The organism is Bacteroides hominis, assembly GCF_033042785.2.
Classification (GTDB): Bacteria; Bacteroidota; Bacteroidia; order Bacteroidales; family Bacteroidaceae; genus Bacteroides; species Bacteroides hominis.
In genome coordinates this window covers 504,879-522,056 of the sequence record NZ_CP178829.1, presented here as the reverse complement: position 1 = coordinate 522,056, position 17,178 = coordinate 504,879, and the positions used below count along the sequence as shown (strand labels likewise).

General features: G+C 48.4%; 20 protein-coding genes. 9 read left to right on the top strand and 11 right to left on the bottom strand.

Features of this window, described 5'->3' with window-relative positions; translation table 11 throughout:
* Nucleotides 1–53: 53 nt before the first annotated feature.
* From R3O62_RS02410 to R3O62_RS02370, 9 genes are all read right to left on the bottom strand, one after another.
* Nucleotides 54–1,808, bottom strand: a complete 1,755-nt coding sequence (locus R3O62_RS02410) for a hypothetical protein (protein WP_005776158.1) — start codon at nt 1,806–1,808, stop codon at nt 54–56.
* A 6-nt stretch (nt 1,809–1,814) separates the two neighbouring features.
* Complete coding sequence (locus R3O62_RS02405; RefSeq protein WP_317472925.1) at nt 1,815–3,119, bottom strand: hypothetical protein; 1,305 nt, start codon at nt 3,117–3,119, stop codon at nt 1,815–1,817.
* A gap of 13 nt (nt 3,120–3,132) precedes the next feature.
* A complete protein-coding gene (locus tag R3O62_RS02400) occupies nt 3,133–4,029 on the bottom strand; it encodes a hypothetical protein (RefSeq protein ID WP_004289367.1) in 897 nt (298 codons plus the stop codon).
* A 26-nt stretch (nt 4,030–4,055) separates the two neighbouring features.
* Nucleotides 4,056–4,916 (bottom strand): energy transducer TonB, encoded by an 861-nt coding sequence (locus R3O62_RS02395; protein ID WP_004289368.1) that lies wholly within the window; start codon nt 4,914–4,916, stop codon nt 4,056–4,058.
* A gap of 30 nt (nt 4,917–4,946) precedes the next feature.
* Complete coding sequence (locus R3O62_RS02390; protein WP_317472276.1) at nt 4,947–5,375, bottom strand: energy transducer TonB; 429 nt, start codon at nt 5,373–5,375, stop codon at nt 4,947–4,949.
* A gap of 41 nt (nt 5,376–5,416) precedes the next feature.
* Complete coding sequence (locus R3O62_RS02385; protein ID WP_227186586.1) at nt 5,417–6,205, bottom strand: SH3 domain-containing protein; 789 nt, start codon at nt 6,203–6,205, stop codon at nt 5,417–5,419.
* A 638-nt stretch (nt 6,206–6,843) separates the two neighbouring features.
* Complete coding sequence (locus R3O62_RS02380; RefSeq protein ID WP_004289372.1) at nt 6,844–7,257, bottom strand: single-stranded DNA-binding protein; 414 nt, start codon at nt 7,255–7,257, stop codon at nt 6,844–6,846.
* 51 nt (nt 7,258–7,308) lie between these two features.
* On the bottom strand, nt 7,309–7,680 hold the full coding sequence (locus R3O62_RS02375) for a hypothetical protein (protein WP_007478980.1): 372 nt from the start codon (nt 7,678–7,680) through the stop codon (nt 7,309–7,311).
* 44 nt (nt 7,681–7,724) lie between these two features.
* A complete protein-coding gene (locus R3O62_RS02370) occupies nt 7,725–8,171 on the bottom strand; it encodes a hypothetical protein (RefSeq protein ID WP_004289374.1) in 447 nt (148 codons plus the stop codon).
* Nucleotides 8,172–8,402: 231 nt separating this feature from the next.
* Here R3O62_RS02370 and R3O62_RS02365 point away from each other — a divergent pair, with 231 nt between their 5' ends.
* Nucleotides 8,403–8,579, top strand: a complete 177-nt coding sequence (locus R3O62_RS02365) for a hypothetical protein (RefSeq protein ID WP_004289376.1) — start codon at nt 8,403–8,405, stop codon at nt 8,577–8,579.
* Nucleotides 8,580–8,989: 410 nt separating this feature from the next.
* On the opposite strand, the gene R3O62_RS02360 is transcribed toward R3O62_RS02365, so the two are convergent.
* A complete protein-coding gene (locus tag R3O62_RS02360; protein ID WP_004289377.1) occupies nt 8,990–9,277 on the bottom strand; it encodes a hypothetical protein in 288 nt (95 codons plus the stop codon).
* A 35-nt stretch (nt 9,278–9,312) separates the two neighbouring features.
* On the opposite strand from R3O62_RS02360, the gene R3O62_RS02355 reads away from it, so the two are divergent.
* The 4 genes from R3O62_RS02355 (at nt 9,313) to R3O62_RS02340 (ending at nt 12,070) form a co-directional block, all read left to right on the top strand.
* Nucleotides 9,313–9,849 carry a sensor histidine kinase gene (locus R3O62_RS02355; protein WP_004289378.1) on the top strand — a complete coding sequence of 179 codons (537 nt, stop codon included), beginning with the start codon at nt 9,313–9,315 and terminating at the stop codon, nt 9,847–9,849.
* Nucleotides 9,824–10,582 (top strand): LytR/AlgR family response regulator transcription factor, encoded by a 759-nt coding sequence (locus tag R3O62_RS02350; protein WP_004289379.1) that lies wholly within the window; start codon nt 9,824–9,826, stop codon nt 10,580–10,582. The genes R3O62_RS02355 and R3O62_RS02350 overlap by 26 nt, the downstream gene beginning before the upstream one ends.
* Nucleotides 10,583–10,586: 4 nt before the next feature.
* On the top strand, nt 10,587–11,171 hold the full coding sequence (locus R3O62_RS02345; RefSeq protein WP_004289380.1) for a GNAT family N-acetyltransferase: 585 nt from the start codon (nt 10,587–10,589) through the stop codon (nt 11,169–11,171).
* A 638-nt stretch (nt 11,172–11,809) separates the two neighbouring features.
* The gene (locus R3O62_RS02340; RefSeq protein ID WP_007219807.1) at nt 11,810–12,070 is read left to right on the top strand and encodes a hypothetical protein; all 261 of its coding nucleotides are present in this window, start codon (nt 11,810–11,812) and stop codon (nt 12,068–12,070) included.
* A gap of 104 nt (nt 12,071–12,174) precedes the next feature.
* Here the strand turns inward: R3O62_RS02340 and R3O62_RS02335 are convergent, their stop codons facing one another.
* Nucleotides 12,175–12,969: a M23 family metallopeptidase gene (locus tag R3O62_RS02335; RefSeq protein ID WP_004289384.1), complete on the bottom strand. Its 795-nt coding sequence runs from the start codon at nt 12,967–12,969 to the stop codon at nt 12,175–12,177.
* A 140-nt stretch (nt 12,970–13,109) separates the two neighbouring features.
* Between R3O62_RS02335 and R3O62_RS02330 the strand changes: the two genes are divergently transcribed.
* From R3O62_RS02330 to R3O62_RS02315, 4 genes are read left to right on the top strand one after another with little or no spacing between them, the layout of a single operon-like run.
* Nucleotides 13,110–13,868: a DUF4099 domain-containing protein gene (locus tag R3O62_RS02330; protein WP_007219808.1), complete on the top strand. Its 759-nt coding sequence runs from the start codon at nt 13,110–13,112 to the stop codon at nt 13,866–13,868.
* A 20-nt stretch (nt 13,869–13,888) separates the two neighbouring features.
* Nucleotides 13,889–14,113: a hypothetical protein gene (locus R3O62_RS02325; RefSeq protein ID WP_004289386.1), complete on the top strand. Its 225-nt coding sequence runs from the start codon at nt 13,889–13,891 to the stop codon at nt 14,111–14,113.
* Between the two features lie 24 nt (nt 14,114–14,137).
* Nucleotides 14,138–15,712, top strand: a complete 1,575-nt coding sequence (locus tag R3O62_RS02320; protein ID WP_004289387.1) for a hypothetical protein — start codon at nt 14,138–14,140, stop codon at nt 15,710–15,712.
* Nucleotides 15,713–15,720: 8 nt separating this feature from the next.
* On the top strand, nt 15,721–17,169 hold the full coding sequence (locus R3O62_RS02315) for a toprim domain-containing protein (RefSeq protein ID WP_004289388.1): 1,449 nt from the start codon (nt 15,721–15,723) through the stop codon (nt 17,167–17,169).
* The last annotated feature ends 9 nt before the right edge of the window (nt 17,170–17,178 follow it).

Here is a 17,178-nt window from a genome sequence, read left to right as displayed (position 1 = left end):
CAAATTTCAAATGAGAAAGGGTCAGAAAGTAAATCAATAGAGATTTTACAAATTTACCAATACTCGATGGTTCGTTTCTCTGTATATTCTTCTGGAGCAGTATATTCATCGCCGACATAGTTCCCATTGTCATCATACTTATCGTATTCGGTGGTGTAGCTTACCTTCCGCTCTATCCAATTCTTGTGCTTGTCGAACTTGGTATAGGTATAGCGATAAGTGGTGTTACCTTCTTCCGGGTGCTCCTGTATCATCGTGGCCGGGTATTTGCTGTCACCTTCATAGCTGTATTTCCAAGTGACGTATGCCATGTGCGAAGTAAACTGATGACTGATGATACGATTGCGCTTATCAAACATATAGGTCTGGTCAAGTTCCGTGTTGGTATCAGCATCCGGACAAATATCCGTCCGCATACCATCTTTTGATTCGATGTTCACCACATAATCTCCCCATCCTTCCACTTTGTAGGAAGTAGCTGTGACATATTGATAGGCCGCTTCGTCTCCGAACTTGTTCTGCATGGCAATCAGATTGCCCGCCTGGTCAAATTTGAGTGATTCCTCATTGCCGTTTACCGACTTGACTTTACCGGACAACCCATAAATATCCGTTCCTTTGTAGCGTAAACTACCCATTAGGACAGGTTGACCGTTTTCTTTTGCAGCTTTCATGGAAGCAATCGTTTCATCGTCCCAGTAATCAATGCTGCGGACAACTGTCAGGCTGGGAGTCTCACCCGCTTTGACAGCAGAAGAACGATCCCGATTCGATGTAAATCCGTCTCTGAAAGCCTTATAGTAGGTACGCAATGCAGGTATCTCATCGATGTTAGCCGGGAATGTAACGGTAGCTTGTGTCCAGTTTCCTTTTTCATCATATACATAATCGTAGGAGACGGTAAACGTCATGTCATCCACCCGCCAGTTGTTGCCTTTACTTTTATATACACCTCCGCTATACGTCCAAGTAGCCAAGTCTCCGTGTGAGTTATACGCAAAGCTGCTGGTACAAGTCAGTGTTTCGTTCCCCCCGTCAAATTCAACGGGAATCTTCTCTACGGCTTGTGTACACAGATGGCCTGTATAGACATAGGTTGTCACCGATTGTCCTGTCTTGTAACTGTCGATGTCTTTCAAGAACATGTTCGTGGTCTTCGGTGTTTCAAAAGACTTCAAGTGAGCGAGCGAGTCAAACTGCATCTCATGAAGCGTCACGCCCGATTCATTGACCGTGCCATTCTTTTTTTCGGGCAGGATGGATTGCAATACCCCATTACCGTGATAGGCATACAGAAAAGTGGTTGTGTCATAATGTCCCCGCCCGTTCTTGTCGCGACGTATCAACCGACCTGCACTGTCATATGTGAAGCCGTCATCTTTTTTCCGGCGTTTGTAACGTCCGTCATCTACCGATTTGATTTGGGTCAGATTGGAATTGCCGTTATATTCATACGAAATGACATCAAATCCGGTTGCACCCACATTGAAAGAAGTGCGCCGCTGTTCGGATAAACGGCCGTTAGGCAAGAACTCGTATTGCGAGGTGCTTGTCACACCCCATTGTGCATTGTGGTATTCGTAGGTGACCAGCTTCGGATAGTTGCGCAATCCCATCTTTGCCCAATCCGTAGGATAGTTTACGAAATAAGGCATCAGATGTTCCGCATTCATATCCACTCTTACCGGATCAAAATATACCTGAAGCGGTGTATAAGGCTGGTTGCTTTCTTCACTGCCACAGCTTGCTGCTCCTATCGACAGCAAGCAAGAAAGAGCGACAGCTTGTATGGTCTGTAATGCTTTCATGTTCCGTTATTTTTGATTTGTTGGATGATTTTCCTTGCAGGGGACCTGCTTGGTGACAGGATGATAAGAGATATTCCAGACGGGATAAGCTCCGACCTTATCTACACAGCACGAATGCAGATAACAGTTCCCGTGTATCGAGCTTTCCGAACCCAGCAATCCGGAGATGTATTTGCATCCTTTTCCCGACACAATGATTTTGCCTTCATTCACCACCTGATGGAAAGAGGAACCTCCGAAACTGCCGATTACTCCTCCGATGGCGGAAAATTCAGCCAGCAGGTCATGCTTGATTTCGATGTTGCCTGCATTGTACAGATCCAACGGATAGATTCGTTCGTAGTTGTGAGGTGTCAGTTCGCCACATACCCCTCCGATATTAAATGTAGCAGATGTATTCTGTGTGTCCAAGCGGATGTTTCCCCAATTATGGAGATGCTCTATATCAGTTTCATTGGTTTTGAAAAGTCCGACAACACCACCGATGTAGCTATGATCAGGTTGGGCATCGGCCTTCCACTGCACGGTCAAATCGCCTTTATTCTCGACGCAGACATTCTCTTTGATAAAGATTTTACCATAATTGGTGGCCCTCCCGATGACTCCACCTATGTAGGCATCACTGCACGGATTAACGGTGAGGTTGCCCTCATTGATTATCTTGCCACGCAAAGCCACTTCCACTTCGGAGCCGTAGCTATCCAGGTCTCCGACAAGTCCACCCAGACAGAGTGTACAGATACCCTTATTGTCAGCGAATGAGATATCCACCTTGCTGGTACAATTCTCGATACATCCATTCTTGAACTCTCCCGCCAGAGAACCGGCAAGCAGGCTATAACCGTCTTCTCTCTTTTGAGCGTCGATGGTCATGTCACCTGCCAATGTCAGATCCTTGACCACAGCTTCTTTTTCACCACCCATTTCTTCAAACAGACCGACATCAAATACTCCTTTGGAGCTCTCTTCAATGACCACCCGTATTCCGTCGAAGGTAATGGTATGTCCGTTGCCGTCGAACTCCCTAACCGGGAATTTAATCGGTGTCCATTCACCGCTGATTTCGATGTCCTTCACCAGTTTAATCCGCACTTCATCTGCTGGAATCTCCTTGCCTGCATCGGTGAGCAGCGTTTGTGCTTCCATGTTTTTATCCTTGATTTCGAACGTTTCGTTCAGGAAACGCAGTTCACTCTCTTTTCCGATTTCAAATACCTGTTTCGCCTCGTTGAAATGCAAGGCGGTGACTTTCTCTTCACACGATGTCAGCCAAAAAGGCAGGCAAGCGACAAGGTAAACCATTCTTTTCATGCTGCTGCTCTTTTTACATATCTGCTGCATAATTCTCGCCCTCCATGATAAACATTCCCGACTCTTTCCAGTAATACACCACATAAGGCTCTACTTTCGACATTTCATTGATGTCCTGCGTGGGCATTCCACTAAAATAGGTAAAGACCAGTGCGTTACCCTCTATTTTTCCGGCATACGACTCCACGCTTGACATAGGAATGCTTTCACCTTGTGGAGGATACATGGTCGTTTTGACCATAAAAACTTGTTCTCCTTTCTTTTCCAGTGTGAACGATGTCAGAGCATTGGCATAACTTTTTGAAAAAGCATGTTCTGGGATGGTGTTATCTTTCAAGTAAAAAGCATACTTCGGAGAAATATATCCGATACGTTTGTCTTGGGCAGAAAGCTCTACCTTGAACCATCCCTTTTCTTTCCCCAAGAATCTGAAGCTTTGTCCACGGTTGGCTTTCATTAAAGAACTACCCGATACAGGGGTGGAACGGACATTGATTTTATCTCCTCCACTGATGAATACGTAGTTACATTTATCTTTCTGCTTAAACACTACCGGCTCTGAACCGGGTGGCAAGAAGGACAGTTCCTTCGTGGTGGGATTGTACTTGAACTCCGCTTTTTGTTTTCCCATACTGCTTTCTACGGCAACCGAAGCCTCTGTATTATCAATGTGATAGACGTCTACAATACTATAGGTAAGCCCATAGCCTCCTTCAAACACATTGTAAGCACCGTAACTGCCATCTGTCGGTGTGTTGTAAAGGTCTATTTCCAACTGAATTTGGCTGTTGCCTTCCCAATATTCCCATTTGCCCACAAAGGGTTTTGTGTCATCTGCTTGTATAGACGCGTGTACACTCAAGAAGCCACAAACAAGGCTTATCAAACTTAGGCATATCAATTTTTTCATTATGCTGTTGCTTTATATGGTTAAAATTAAAGACTAAAAGTGACATATACGGCAGACTGTACCCGTACAGGCTGTCCGTCTTTGATTCCGGGTGTCCATTCCTTTAAGGACTTGACCACTCTTACGGCTTCGGTATTGAGATTGGCATGAACCTTTTTCACAGCCGTAACATCAGATACCGAACCGTCTTTCTCCACTATAAAGGAAACAAGCACATCGCCCTGAATCTTCTGCTGTTTGCAGATCATGGGATAACGTATGCTTCGGGCAATATCCGCCAGCAATGCTTGGTTTCCACCGGGGTATTCCGGCTCCTTATCCACCTCGCTGCCTTTGTACACCTTATTGGGGCTTACCTTGGATTGTGCCGGTTCTCGTCTATCTTCCTTCGGAGTGGTTGGCATACCAAATCTTCTTTCGGGAGTATCTTTGTCTGTTTCTTTTTGCTCTTCCAATTCCTGTTGTAATGTTCTTTGCAACACTTCACTGGAGATAAGAAAACCGTTGAACTTAGAAGGAGCGTACCCGGAGAATGCCGATACCACTTCGAAACTGAATGTTTTTCCCTCCTCGATACGTGGAAAATAATAAGTACCCGCTGTTTTTATCCGATTGCCCGGCATCAGGTAGAACAAGTCTATGGGCAAACTGCGGCTTGTCTTCTGTGCCACTCCCTTTATCTGAAATTTATAGCCGCCATTAGCGCGTCCCGTACAAGTAACGCTGGTAACATGCCAATAACGATCCACTCCGGCATCGCATTTGAACGGCACATTTACCGGATAACTCTTGGGAGGAATGGAAAAACTTGTTTGCGCAAAAGTCGCATGACTCATGAAGAATGCCCCTAAGACAATGAGGCATAGTAAAATAGATAATCGCTTCATACGTATATCGTTTTATAGTTTTTAGATTCATCAGAGTTTAAACGTGATAGGCAGAGTGTATTCCACATTTACCGGTTTGCCATCCTGTGTACCGGGAATCCAACGAGGCATGGACCTCACTACGCGGACAGCTTCCTTATCCAAATAAGGATCTACAGACTTGGTAACACGAATATTTGAGATAGAGCCATCGCTCTTGACTGTAAATTTCACCAACACTTTGCCTTGTATTTTCTGTTCCTTGCAAACTGTCGGAAACTTTAGATTCTTTGATAAAAATTGTACCAATGCGGTGATACCACCGGGAAATTCCGGAGACACCTCTCTCTTGTTCTGGGAAACTTTTGCCATCGAAGGCAAATCATTGATAGTTCTTGCCTCATTTGCAGCCTGTGTATCCAAACAGTTGCCAATCAGCAGTGCGGATAGTAAACTGCTCAAAATAATTTGTTTTTTCATACAGTTTTATTGTTTAATTATCAATACGTTACATTATTCATTTATTTGCGATAAAATCCGGAACTGTCGCGTCCCCATTTGCCGCCAAATTGGTCGGTGTAATCACACTCGCTATAGGGAGAATCTTGTGTAAGATGATATAATGTTCCAGAATCAGTAAAACTTGCTGTTTTCAAACCACTTGAACTGCTTGATGATGAACCGCTCCAAGACTCCGTCGCTCCCTTATGCAAGTCTTTAAAACCGAGAATACCCATAATAAGACCTATCCCGTTGCCTATACTGAATCCCCATTGGGCCATATCCCACATGGTACCAGAGTCTATCCAACCCAGCCAATCAAGAATAAAACCTACTGCCAATCCAATCGCTCCAACAATCAAACCTACAACCAGCATCAATGCGAAGAATTGTAACACAATCTTAATAATGTAGATGGCTATGCCTAAAAACAGTATCCACTTTATCGCTGTGAACCAAGCCGATTCTCCTTCGGAATCAAACAACCAAGAGGTTAAGTCCCATGACTCTTCTTTGGTGGAAGTACCCGCTTCGTCTGTTTCTGTTACGGCTTCCAGATACGATGCGCTGACATAACCCTGCCAGCCATTATAATTGATATTAGCCCATCCGTTTTCTATAGATACAACATCAATCACGTTATCCTTAGACAATTGTCCTAATAGTTTTCCGTTTTTATTGGCTGAAGCTCGTACATTAAGACCGTTGGGAGCGGTCACTCGATAATGATCTGCAAAAGATTGCGTACATAGGGAAAAATTAAGGATTAGAAACAAAACCCATTTAATAATGTTTCTGCTAACGAACATATTCTTCAGCATACAAATACTTTGCTGGCTATATCTGTTCATCATAAATTAAGACTCTTGCAGTCCCGTAGAGTCTGCTTGATTAAACCACGAAGCGTGGAACTGCAAATGCCACGTTCTAAGTCGGAGGTCGTAGGAATAACCTTTATTCAGAGTATGGTAATAGCAGCCCACGCTATAGCGTGAGAAACCAATTACGCTTTTCCCTCTGAATAGTCTTGAATTTCCTACGTTCCCGACTTCGAGATAAGCATAACGCTTCTTTCTTTTCTAATATGTCTTGGAAAGAGTTTCCTCAATCCGGCACAAAGGTAGTGAAATTTCATGAAACAGGACCTTATATACCGTGATTTTCTTAAAGTTATGAGTGGATTTTAAGTCTATTGTTCTAAAACCAATATTAAATAAACTGCAAGAAAGACAAATCTATTAAATAATGGGCTAACATTTTCTGAAAAACTCTGTAAGGATAGAAAAAATGTTTGAGATGTATGAACTCTTAAGAAAGGACGAAACTAAAAAACAAAAATATAGTATCTACTAATTTTAACAAGAATAGGTTTACTAATTTCCTATTTTACTATGATTAGTAAATACTATATTTAGTATCTGCTTATTTTCAGATAGTTATTATCTTATCAGAAGGGCAAATCCTCCTTTTCGTCCTGCGGAAAATCGGCGGGAGGAACGGGTACGCTGTCTGCACCGTTTACATCGTTGTCCGCTCCGGCTGCCGCATCCTCGCGTTTTCCGGTATTGATAAAGGCAATGCTTTCTGCCGTGATGGAGAGCTGTATCTGGCTCTCGCCGTTCTTGTCTTTCCACAGGGAAGATGACAGTGTACCGTCAACGAGTATGAGTCTTCCTTTCGTCAGATATTCGGACAAATGGATATGGTTGTCCTTGTTGCTGCGTACCCTTATCCAAGTGGTAGTGTTTTGTCCTCTTGAATAATCGTCAACGGCTATGTCCATAGCCATGAATGAGCCGTGTACTCCTGAAATAACCTGGCAGTCTTTGCCGATGCGTCCGATAGTGTGAACATGTAACATAATAGAAAATTGTTTGTGGCAAGGTGGTTGGTCCTGCGTTACCTAAACTGTTTATTTTTTCCCTTCTTTCGGTTCCTTTCTCTGCCTGAACCGTTCCGGGATTTTATAGATGCGGTACATGGCTGCCGGTAGAGCTTCATGCGACGGCTTTTCTTGCCAATTACTCTTCGTAGAAGGAAGAATTTGCAAGAAATGCACTTCAAGCCGCCGGATCAAGCGCGGCAGCCGACCTTTGCATCTGAAAAACCGGACGGCGACGGCAGAGAGGAGACCGTAGAGATTATACCTATAACTGATATAAAAGGAAGAGGGCTTCGCCAAAGTATAAGAGCAGAGGGAAAGAGAGAGGTATAAAAGGAAGCCGACAACGGAGTTGCGGTATTTATAAACGGATATCGTGCCCTCCGCCAATGGTGTTGCCATAGGCACGATTCCCGTTTATAGCCAGTTTTGACCGGGCCGGTATCTTAAAGAGAGGAAGGCAGCAAATCCCCCATCCTCTGTTCCGGCATAGTGCAAAATCCACGAACGATAGTATCTTCGTTTACACCTTCAAGTCTGGCGAACATTTGCAACGCGTCAAATCCACAGTCGAACTGTTCCATGCTGACAGCGGGGGCAAAATGAACAATACCGTGGGGATAGCTTTTCGAGACACCTATCCACCCACGCAAATAATCATCGAAGCGTCCTTCCGCTTGTGACGCATGGAACTCTTGAGCATGGGAGCTGCAAATGCTTTTGCCGTACATTTCATCTCCTAAAATTAAAGTTCCCGTTTGCGGATTGTACATAAAACGCCGATTGGTTATCTGAAGAATATCTATGATTTCCCGTTTGACGTCGATAACCATCAGGATTTTTTCAACCTGCCGTTTTGTGCGTTTGCCTGTTTTACAGTTTTTCTTGTCCATCTCTTGTCTTTTATGTGAAACATCTGTTTTTTACCCTTTTTTCGGTTCTTTTCTCTGCCTGAACCGTTCCGGGATTTTACAGATGCGGTACACGACTGCCGGCAGGGCTTCATACGGCGGTTTTCCCGGCCAATTACTCTTTCGCAGAAAGGAAGAATTTGCAGGGAATGCACTTCAAGCCGCCGGATCAAGCGCGGCAGCCGACCTTTGCAGCTGGAAAACCGGACGGCGATGGCGGAGAGGAAACCGGAACAGGCCGGTAAATATGATGGTAAAAAGGGGGGTACGGCCTTGCCGGATATAAATGCAGGAGAAAATGAAATAGAAAAGAATGCGGCTTGGGCGGGTCAAGCAAGGGTCTGCCGGGGCAAACACGAACGGGATTCTCCTTATCCGCTCCACGCCTGAATTTCGACCGGGCGGAATGAAAGCGCGGGGCGGATAAGAAGTATCGCTGTTTGCCCTTGACGTGGCAGGTCACAAGGGAAAGATACGGAACAGGAGGCGGAAAGTCCGAAACCAGCGGCATAAAGACCGGTCGGGCTGTGGAATACCGTGTTGTTTCGACAGGTCGAAGCTCCGGCATGGAACGGCACGATCCGGGCTGCCGCCGGTTTGGAACGGCCTCCCGTCCCTTTCCTTGACGACTTGTTACGGCACAGACTTCCAACTGTTTACGGGGTTGGGAAAGCCGACGTATAACAGGGAAAACAGCCTGAAGGTAAAAAAGGAGATAATCGTGCTATAAAAGGTATCGGTTGCCCTGCAATCTGTCCGAAAGGCATTCGCCCTTCGGACAGACCACAGAGGTTACAGGCTTATAGTTTGGGCTTGTTCTTCGGGAGAATGGGACAAGAGAGTATTATTCTGTAAAATGACCCCAGCTCGGTCTTTACCGGGTCTTTCGATACCAAGAATGTCGCGCTCTCCTTGACTTTCGCTATATCCAAAATGGTCTTACAGATGTACTTATTCCTCAAGCGTGTTCCTCCCCTGTTGAACTGCAGCGGGAAACCTTGTTTGTCGGCGGTCTTGTGCAGAAACCATTCTTTGGGATTGTTCTCGTCATGGGCAAACTCCAGACGGTCATTCATCGTGATATTCATTTCTTTTGCCAGTTTGGTGGATAGACCCGCATTTCATGTTCAATAACTTCAGCATTCTGTCCGAACTGATAGTGGAAAACCGTACATTGGCGGAACGCTTCCTTGAGAATCTGTCGAGCGTTTACCGTTACGTCATCCAAAACTTGAAGCGCGACACCGTGCCGGTAAGCGAAGAGTTGGATTTCCTGCGTTCCTACCTCTACTTGATAGGGATGCGCTACGAGAATGCCATAAGCGTCGATGTGGATGAACAACTGGAGCGGACAGACGGCCGGATTCCCCCCGTCTGCCTCCAGCTGCTGGTAGAAAACGCCATCAAACACAACCGCTTGTCGGTACACCAACCGCTGCATATTCACGTCTTTCGGGAAGGAAACCACATTGTGGTGAAAAACGACCTTTGCCCCGTGTCGTCCGACCTGTCATCTACCGGTATCGGACAACGGAACATCATCGAGCGTTACTTCCTGTTGTGCGAGGAAAAGCCTGTCATCAAGAAAAGCGAACATTCATATATAGTCAAATTACCTATTATACCCGACGATTATGCACATCCTGATCATAGAAGATGAAAAACGGAACTTCAACCGGCTGAAAAGGCTGTTGGAAGAAATCGACGGCACATTCCGCATCGACGGGCCGTTGGCAAGCATTGTGGAGGCGGTGGAATGGCTACAGGCACATCCTGCCCCGGAGCTTATATTCGCTGACATCCGCCTGTCCGACGGCCTGAGTTTCGACGTGCTGCGCCGGACGGCAGTGCCCTCGCCTGTCATCTTCACCACCGCTTACGACGAGTATGCCATCCAGGCCTTCAAATACAACAGTTTCGATTATCTGCTGAAACCCGTCAAGGCCGACGAGCTTGCCGCCGCCATGGAAAAAGTGCGCCGCGCAAGTTCCCCGCAGACAAACGGCGAAGAGGTGCGCCAGCTATTGGAATATATGCGGCAAAGCAATTACCGTTATCGCGAGCGTTTTCTTCTGCCTTACCGCGACGGCTATATTTCCGTGCAGGTGAAAGATATCAGCCACATCGCTTTGGACGAACGCAATACGCTCCTTTGCCTGAACAACGGCACGTCCGAGACCGTGCCTTATTCTCTCGACGAGCTGGAATCCCAGCTCAACCCCGATGTCTTTTTCCGCGCCAACCGCCAGTACCTCATCCATATAGACAGTATCTTGAGTATCAATAACTGGTTCAACTCCCGACTGAAGATTCGTTTGAAGAAGTATCCCGATGTGGAAATCATCGTAAGCCGGGAAAGGGCGGCGGAGCTGAAAGGATGGTTAGACAGATAAGCTTATGAATACACCTATATTGGAAACCTCCCGCCTGATACTGCGGAAGTTCACGGAAAGAGACATGGAAGCCCTCTTCCTGATACTCAAAGACGAAGAAGCCAATAAATTCCTGCCTTGGTATCCGGTGAAAGACCTCGAAGAAACCCGGCGGTTTTATCAGGAAAGGTATGCGGCGAAATACGGACAGCCGCAAGCCTACGCCTATGCCATCTGCCTGAAAACGGACAATTTCCCGATAGGCTACGTGAAAGTCGATATGGAGGAACACCACGATTTCGGCTACGGGCTCCGCAAGGAGTTCTGGCATCGGGGGATTGCCACTGAAGCGGGCGGAGCCGTCATCGCCCAAGTGAGGAAAGACGGTCTGCCCTACATCACCGCCACGCACGACAGGAACAACCCGAGAAGCGGAAACGTGATGCGGAAGCTCGGCATGACGTACCGTTACTCATACGAAGAACTGTGGCAACCCAAGAACTTCCCCGTGATATTCAGAATGTACCAGTTAAACCTGAATGGCGACAACGAGTTCGTGTACAGGAAATATTGGGACGAGGCAACCAATCATTTCGTAGAAGACTTGTAGCCGGACACGAAGCCTGTTGTTCCGGCGGGACAAGCCATTGCTTTTTGTATGTTTATTCTGTATAACAAGGGGGCTGGCATCCAATCCACACCAACCCCACTCTTTTTTATCTATCGCCGCATAGGCATAAAGCGAAATATTGCTCCTGTTTCCGCTCAGATTAAATGATGTCCAGCTTCATACCGACGGGTCATACTGGATTGCTCGCCTCACGGGAAACACCGTCAGGCTTGCCCGTAGCAGTCCCAACAACAAAACAAGATGAACAGTCCGACCGTGCAGAGAGAAACGGAGATAATGACGTGAAATATCAGTAGTTTGTTCAATATTGAGATATGCCGCCGAGAACAGCGTTTCGGAAGCGAAAATATTTTGATTCATACCGTGCGAAAATTTTATTTTTTTGATTATTCAATATATTCACCACGAACAGCTACACCTCGCTTTTCAGCCAAGTGTAGACATCAGTATAAACCATGAAAAACAAACTGCTAAATCAGAATCCGTCTCATCCCGAAAATATAATGCTCGCAGGCATTGTCCCAGTTCGGGCTACGGGAAGAGTCATGCACGAGGGTACAACAATAGGTCAGGTTGTTCATGCGGCAAATGAGATACCGCTGTAAAGTTCGGAGAAGATGGGCCGTTTCCACGGATATGTACCGAAGATGCACCCCATTTACCTATGCGCCGGCACGGCAAGCCACATCGGGGATTTCTCCGACTATGCCTGTTATGTCGCTGTCCTTTTTTTGCCGGATAGAGTTTCTGTCATGAAATTGCAGAAAAGAGGCGTTGTCCGTATTTCGGACACAACATTCCTGCGCAGCCGCCACACCGGCCGCCGGAACATGCTGCGCACCGGAACTGCATACCAAAGCCGTCAGTACCAACGATAGAACAACAACGGACCCTTTTATGCTTTAATTTTACTTTCCATAGGGTAAGCATAGCCCCCCTTTCTTACCATTTCCATAAAATAATTAACAAAAATAAACGAGAATTATCTGTATTTTTCATCTGCAAGACTTAATGAGGAAGTTTCTCTGGATTCGGCCAGTGCCGCCACGCACTCTTCGCGTATGGACTTGATGTAATCCAGTACCATTAACGGATCGACACTTTTGCCGTCGAGCTTGCAGGAAATATGCAGGTGTTCACCGGTGCTGCGTCCTGTAGAACCGGTAATGCCGACGACATCCCTCGGCCCGATAGCAGCCCCTTTCCGGGTAAGGATACGCGACAGGTGGCAATAGCTGACCGTGTAGTTTCCATGCCGGAGGGTTACATACTTGCCGGAGGATTTGTCCTGCCCGACTTTCACTACCACTCCCGCCATCATGGCCATTACCTCGTCGCCCCGCGCATGGAGGTCGATTCCGTTGTGAAACTTTCTTTTTCCGGTAAAAGGGTCTTTCCGATACCCATAAAGCGAGTTGATTTTCATCCGGCGCAGCGGATAGCTTACGCTAAGATAGCGTTCTATCCATACGTGCTTGCAGGTGTCGGCAGACAATGCCGGGGCAGCGTCTCCTGACGGTGGTAAGGTGTCTTGGACGGAAAGCGTGTATCCGGGCAAGGTTACCGCATTATCCCTACCGGCAGAAACGACTTCAACCCTGTATCGGAACGGCACGGTCGAAACCGTATTGAATTGTGCTTGAACGGGGCCTGCGACACTTGCAGCACCCGCCATCAAAAACAGTAGTTTCTTTCTCATGCGGCAAATATAACCAGCTCTGCCCAAGATGTCCCGTTTCCACGACCTTTTTCGACCAAAGTACAACAAAAAAAGCATTCAGAGTATGAATTTATGTGTAAAATCATACTTTGAACATAAAAATAAACACTCTTAATACACTAATATTATTCTATTATATACAGCGAAATGAAAAGAATCTATCTTTGCAAAGTATAATTCAAAATACAAAATCAATTATGAATACAGTACGATTTGAACTAATTGAATTGCCCTATCCGACACTGGCCCGATTCGGGCTTACACAGGAGATGATCGAGGACTTGCCGATGCGTGTCCTTGATGAGATTTGCGACGGTCGACACTCTCCCGTGCTTCCGGTGCGTGTCCGTGACGAGAAAGGAGAACTGATAGAGAGCCGCAGCCGCTTCGCCCTTGTCCGCAGGGACGACGGCCGACCGGACGTGGTGTTCTATCCCGTTCTGGAATCCTCGCCGCTGGAACGCTATGACGAGGCGCAACAGAAACAGCTTCTTGACGGCAAAGCCATCATTGCGGACGTGGAGACGGCGGACGGGCGGCACAGCAAGGCATTCGTGCAGATAGACGAGGGAACGAAGCAAGTGATGTATGTTCCCACGCCGATTATCGGGCGCAACCTGCAAGTGCTGGCCGAAATAATGCATCTCGGTCCGGTAGAGGTAAACGGAATGCAGAACGGCGAACCGCTGACGCTGGTCGTAGACGACGAACCCGTCACAGTGGGTATCGACCTGCACGACAAGACCGGCATCCGCTTCTGTTCGGGCGACAGCCAAAAATGGAAAGAACAACCCAAACGCGAGTGGGACAAATACACTTTCGGCGTGTACGGCTGCTGGGTGATGGACGACGACGGCAATCTCGACTACGTTCCCGAAGAGGAATATACCGAGGAACTGTGGAACGAACAGAAGAAAAGCGCCGAGCGTAACCGTGCGGCGGGACTTCACAAATAACATCTTAACATTCATCAAATATGGCAGAACACCAATATTATCCCGAAGAGGTACTTATCGAGAAGATGGAGCGCGGCCAGTACGGCTGGCTTGACTATGTGAATCATTTCTCACCCGAATGGCAGGAGGAATATACCCGCTATTGCAAGGAGCACGGTCTCATGGTGGGCAATGAATCGGCCGCCGAGTTCGTCCACTACAAGGACGAACAACTGGAAGCGGCGATGGAGAGCGGAGACGCATAACGGAAACCTTTTTAACAACGGATTATGGCGATACGAAAGAATACCAACCCCCGAATGATGGACCTGCAACCCGAAATGCAGGACATATTGAGGCGTAACGGTATGCAGGCCCACGTGGTCAGTGACGGCACGGGCTACCGGCTCGTGGTACAGGGCCACGACTCGCCGCTGCTGACCTACGACCTTACCGAGCGTCAGATGTTGGCCCTGACGGACTGGGGGACAAACTCGGCCAACAAGAAAGCCTACAACGTGTTCACGAGCATTGTAGGGAAAGACTTTTATATGCCCAAGAACTTCGTCCATACCCGTAACGCCAACGGCCGTGTCGCTATGGGATTGCACGGCTACCGTATCGGTATGGGCGAATACGGACGTGTGGGACGGCTGGGTATGCCGCCTCCGTTCCTCGGTTGGACGCCACGCCACCAGTGGGGTTTCCATCTGCGGCGGGTCGGCGGACAGCTGTTCTATCCGGGACCACCCATTGTCCCTGAACGGTGGGACGGGCGCATGAAGCCGGGCGAATTGCAATCGGGCGGCTACGGATTTTATTACAAGTACAAGGACGGGCAGCCTATACAGTCCGCACGACAGACCGATGTCCTGCAGGACTTGCAAACGGTCATCACGCCGATAGTCAGCCGTCCGCGCAGTACAGAACCGGCCCGTACCTACAAGGAGTTGATTGCTTCTCCGGTCTATTTTTCCAACGAGAAATGGCAGGAGTGTCTTGCCTCCCACGGTCTTATCGTCGATAAGGAGGCACGGACCCTGACCGTACAGTCCGAAAAGGTGGCCGCCGATATGGTCTATGACCTGACGAAAGAAGAAACGGCCGTCCTGACCTCCAACTCCATCGAGGAACAACCTGTCGAGAAACGACTGGAAGTCCTGAACGGGGTAATCAGGGCGGATTTCGCCGACAAGGTAACAATGGCGGATCTCGACAGCGAGCGGCGTATCGCCCTCGGCTTGCACCCCGAAGTGCAGGAGGAACTGACGCAACGCCAGCAACAGGAGCAGGAAATCCTCTCCCCTCTGGAAAACCAGCTCCGGCAGGAGATGCCGTATGGCGCAACCGCTTCCGTCGATGGACGGGATATTTCCGTGCTCGACGAGCGCAAGGGCTGGTATCGGGAAGAACGGCACGGCAGGGAGGTCGAGGTCGGCGAAATAGCCGTACATCCATCCCCCATAGAGGGCAAGTACAAGATGACGGCCGTCATCGACGGGCAAGTCATCACTCACGAGATCAGCCAGAAGGATTACGATAAATTCCTTGCGGTCGATGACTACCATCGCATGAAAATCTTTTCGAAGATATTCAGCGAGGTGGACATGAAGATGCGGCCGGAAGCGCAGCGCAGTCTCGGCGTGAAAATTTTCGCCGCCCTCACAGCGGGAACGGTCATCACGGCGGGCGTCGTCCACGGCTTGCGGCATCATCATCACGGTCCGGAGTTCTACGGCGAGCGTTTCGGTGGCCCGCCACACCCGTATTTCAAACCCGGTGTCGATACGCCGAGAGACGTGGCCATACGCAATTTCGAGGCACAGATGAATCAGGATATTAACGATATGAGAAGAGGGAGATAAAGACAACTATGAGAGAAGGAGACCTTACCTACGACGACTTCCTGCAAAGGCTGAACATTCAGGACGTGCTGATTGACGCGGGCTACCACCTGAACCGGCGCGACGGCCTGCGCTATCCCTCGTATGTTCGTATAGACAGCGAGGGACGGCGTATCCGCGGCGACAAGTTCATCGTGACGCAACAGGGAAAATGCTGCTTCCAAGCCCAGCAGCAGAAAGTCTATAACATCATCTCGTTCATCAAGGAGCACCCGCAGTTCTTCACGGAATACCGTGTGGGCATGTCCCCCGACCGACTGGTGAACCTCGTGTGCAACCGGCTGCTGAACCATCCTATCGAGGACCGGACAACGCGGATTATACAGCCCAAGCGGGACATCCGCCCGTTCGACATCGCAAACTACGACCTGCACAAGTTCAACCCGCAGGACCGGGAGACACAGAAGAAGTTCTATCCTTATTTCAAGAGCCGGGGTATCGACCTCTACACGCAATATGCCTTCCACCGCCACTTCTGTCTGGCGACGAAACATCGTGAGGACGGTGCGGCATACACCAATCTCGCTTTTCCGCTGACCTTGCCCAAAGGCGACGGTACGGTCGTGGGCTTCGAAGAACGGGGACGTGCAAGAATGGACGGAAGCGGCAGCTACAAAGGCAAGGCCGAGGGCAGCAATTCGAGCGAGGGGCTGTGGATTGCCAGCCCTGCCAAGACCCCACTTGCGGAAGCCAAGCGTATCTATTGGTTCGAGAGTGCCTACGACGCAATGGCTTATTACCAGCTTAACCAGAAATGGGACAAGGAACTTAGAAAGGGAGTGTTCGTCTCTACTGGCGGAGCACCGAGCCAGCAACAGTTCAAAGCCATGATAGAGGCCACTCCACACGCTTACCACCATCTCTGCTTCGACGGGGACCGTGCCGGGCAGATCTTCGCCATCAACTTCGCGCTCACCCATGCGGGCAAGACATTCACCAGTAACGTGACGAAAGACGACAAACTGCTGGTCCGTATCAGTGGCGAGGAGAACCAAAACTACGAAGTAAAACTCGAACCCTTCGACTTTCACAGGATAGTCGGCACGCTTTTACGTCCCAAAGAAATCTATCGGGAAGATGGTACGCTTGACTATCGGACAATCGGCGACGGATATTTGCAGGAGATGAGCATGGTGTGCCAAGATGAGTACGAGATGGCTCTTGCCGAGGGTTCGGCCAGTGAGGAAACGCTGGAGGGCATGAGACAAAATATCATGGCCATAGAGGATGCGATCCGTAATCTTCCCGCTCCCGGCGAGGACAGCACCGACCTTATCGTGTACGAGCCCGCTGACAAAGGCTATAAGGACTGGAACGAACAGCTCTTGGCAAAAGCCAAGCTGCAAGAATCAGTTCACGAAGAGCCGGCCAGAAGAGAAGAACCCGAACAGGAACGGCAAGCACGTTTCCACCGATGACAATGCGGC

What these genes read in the sequence shown, in the direction of transcription:
- R3O62_RS02410 (WP_005776158.1), bottom strand. Translation starts at nt 1,808, where the DNA reads ATGAAAGCATTACAGACCATACAAGCTGTCGCTCTTTCTTGCTTGCTG.
- R3O62_RS02405 (WP_317472925.1), bottom strand. Translation starts at nt 3,119, where the DNA reads ATGAAAAGAATGGTTTACCTTGTCGCTTGCCTGCCTTTTTGGCTGACA.
- R3O62_RS02400 (WP_004289367.1), bottom strand. Translation starts at nt 4,029, where the DNA reads ATGAAAAAATTGATATGCCTAAGTTTGATAAGCCTTGTTTGTGGCTTC.
- R3O62_RS02395 (WP_004289368.1), bottom strand. Translation starts at nt 4,916, where the DNA reads ATGAAGCGATTATCTATTTTACTATGCCTCATTGTCTTAGGGGCATTC.
- R3O62_RS02390 (WP_317472276.1), bottom strand. Translation starts at nt 5,375, where the DNA reads ATGAAAAAACAAATTATTTTGAGCAGTTTACTATCCGCACTGCTGATT.
- R3O62_RS02385 (WP_227186586.1), bottom strand. Translation starts at nt 6,205, where the DNA reads ATGTTCGTTAGCAGAAACATTATTAAATGGGTTTTGTTTCTAATCCTT.
- R3O62_RS02380 (WP_004289372.1), bottom strand. Translation starts at nt 7,257, where the DNA reads ATGTTACATGTTCACACTATCGGACGCATCGGCAAAGACTGCCAGGTT.
- R3O62_RS02375 (WP_007478980.1), bottom strand. Translation starts at nt 7,680, where the DNA reads ATGGCAACACCATTGGCGGAGGGCACGATATCCGTTTATAAATACCGC.
- R3O62_RS02370 (WP_004289374.1), bottom strand. Translation starts at nt 8,171, where the DNA reads ATGGACAAGAAAAACTGTAAAACAGGCAAACGCACAAAACGGCAGGTT.
- R3O62_RS02365 (WP_004289376.1), top strand. Translation starts at nt 8,403, where the DNA reads ATGGCGGAGAGGAAACCGGAACAGGCCGGTAAATATGATGGTAAAAAG.
- R3O62_RS02360 (WP_004289377.1), bottom strand. Translation starts at nt 9,277, where the DNA reads ATGAATATCACGATGAATGACCGTCTGGAGTTTGCCCATGACGAGAAC.
- R3O62_RS02355 (WP_004289378.1), top strand. Translation starts at nt 9,313, where the DNA reads ATGTTCAATAACTTCAGCATTCTGTCCGAACTGATAGTGGAAAACCGT.
- R3O62_RS02350 (WP_004289379.1), top strand. Translation starts at nt 9,824, where the DNA reads ATGCACATCCTGATCATAGAAGATGAAAAACGGAACTTCAACCGGCTG.
- R3O62_RS02345 (WP_004289380.1), top strand. Translation starts at nt 10,587, where the DNA reads ATGAATACACCTATATTGGAAACCTCCCGCCTGATACTGCGGAAGTTC.
- R3O62_RS02340 (WP_007219807.1), top strand. Translation starts at nt 11,810, where the DNA reads ATGGGCCGTTTCCACGGATATGTACCGAAGATGCACCCCATTTACCTA.
- R3O62_RS02335 (WP_004289384.1), bottom strand. Translation starts at nt 12,969, where the DNA reads ATGCTTTTTTTGTTGTACTTTGGTCGAAAAAGGTCGTGGAAACGGGAC.
- R3O62_RS02330 (WP_007219808.1), top strand. Translation starts at nt 13,110, where the DNA reads ATGAATACAGTACGATTTGAACTAATTGAATTGCCCTATCCGACACTG.
- R3O62_RS02325 (WP_004289386.1), top strand. Translation starts at nt 13,889, where the DNA reads ATGGCAGAACACCAATATTATCCCGAAGAGGTACTTATCGAGAAGATG.
- R3O62_RS02320 (WP_004289387.1), top strand. Translation starts at nt 14,138, where the DNA reads ATGGCGATACGAAAGAATACCAACCCCCGAATGATGGACCTGCAACCC.
- R3O62_RS02315 (WP_004289388.1), top strand. Translation starts at nt 15,721, where the DNA reads ATGAGAGAAGGAGACCTTACCTACGACGACTTCCTGCAAAGGCTGAAC.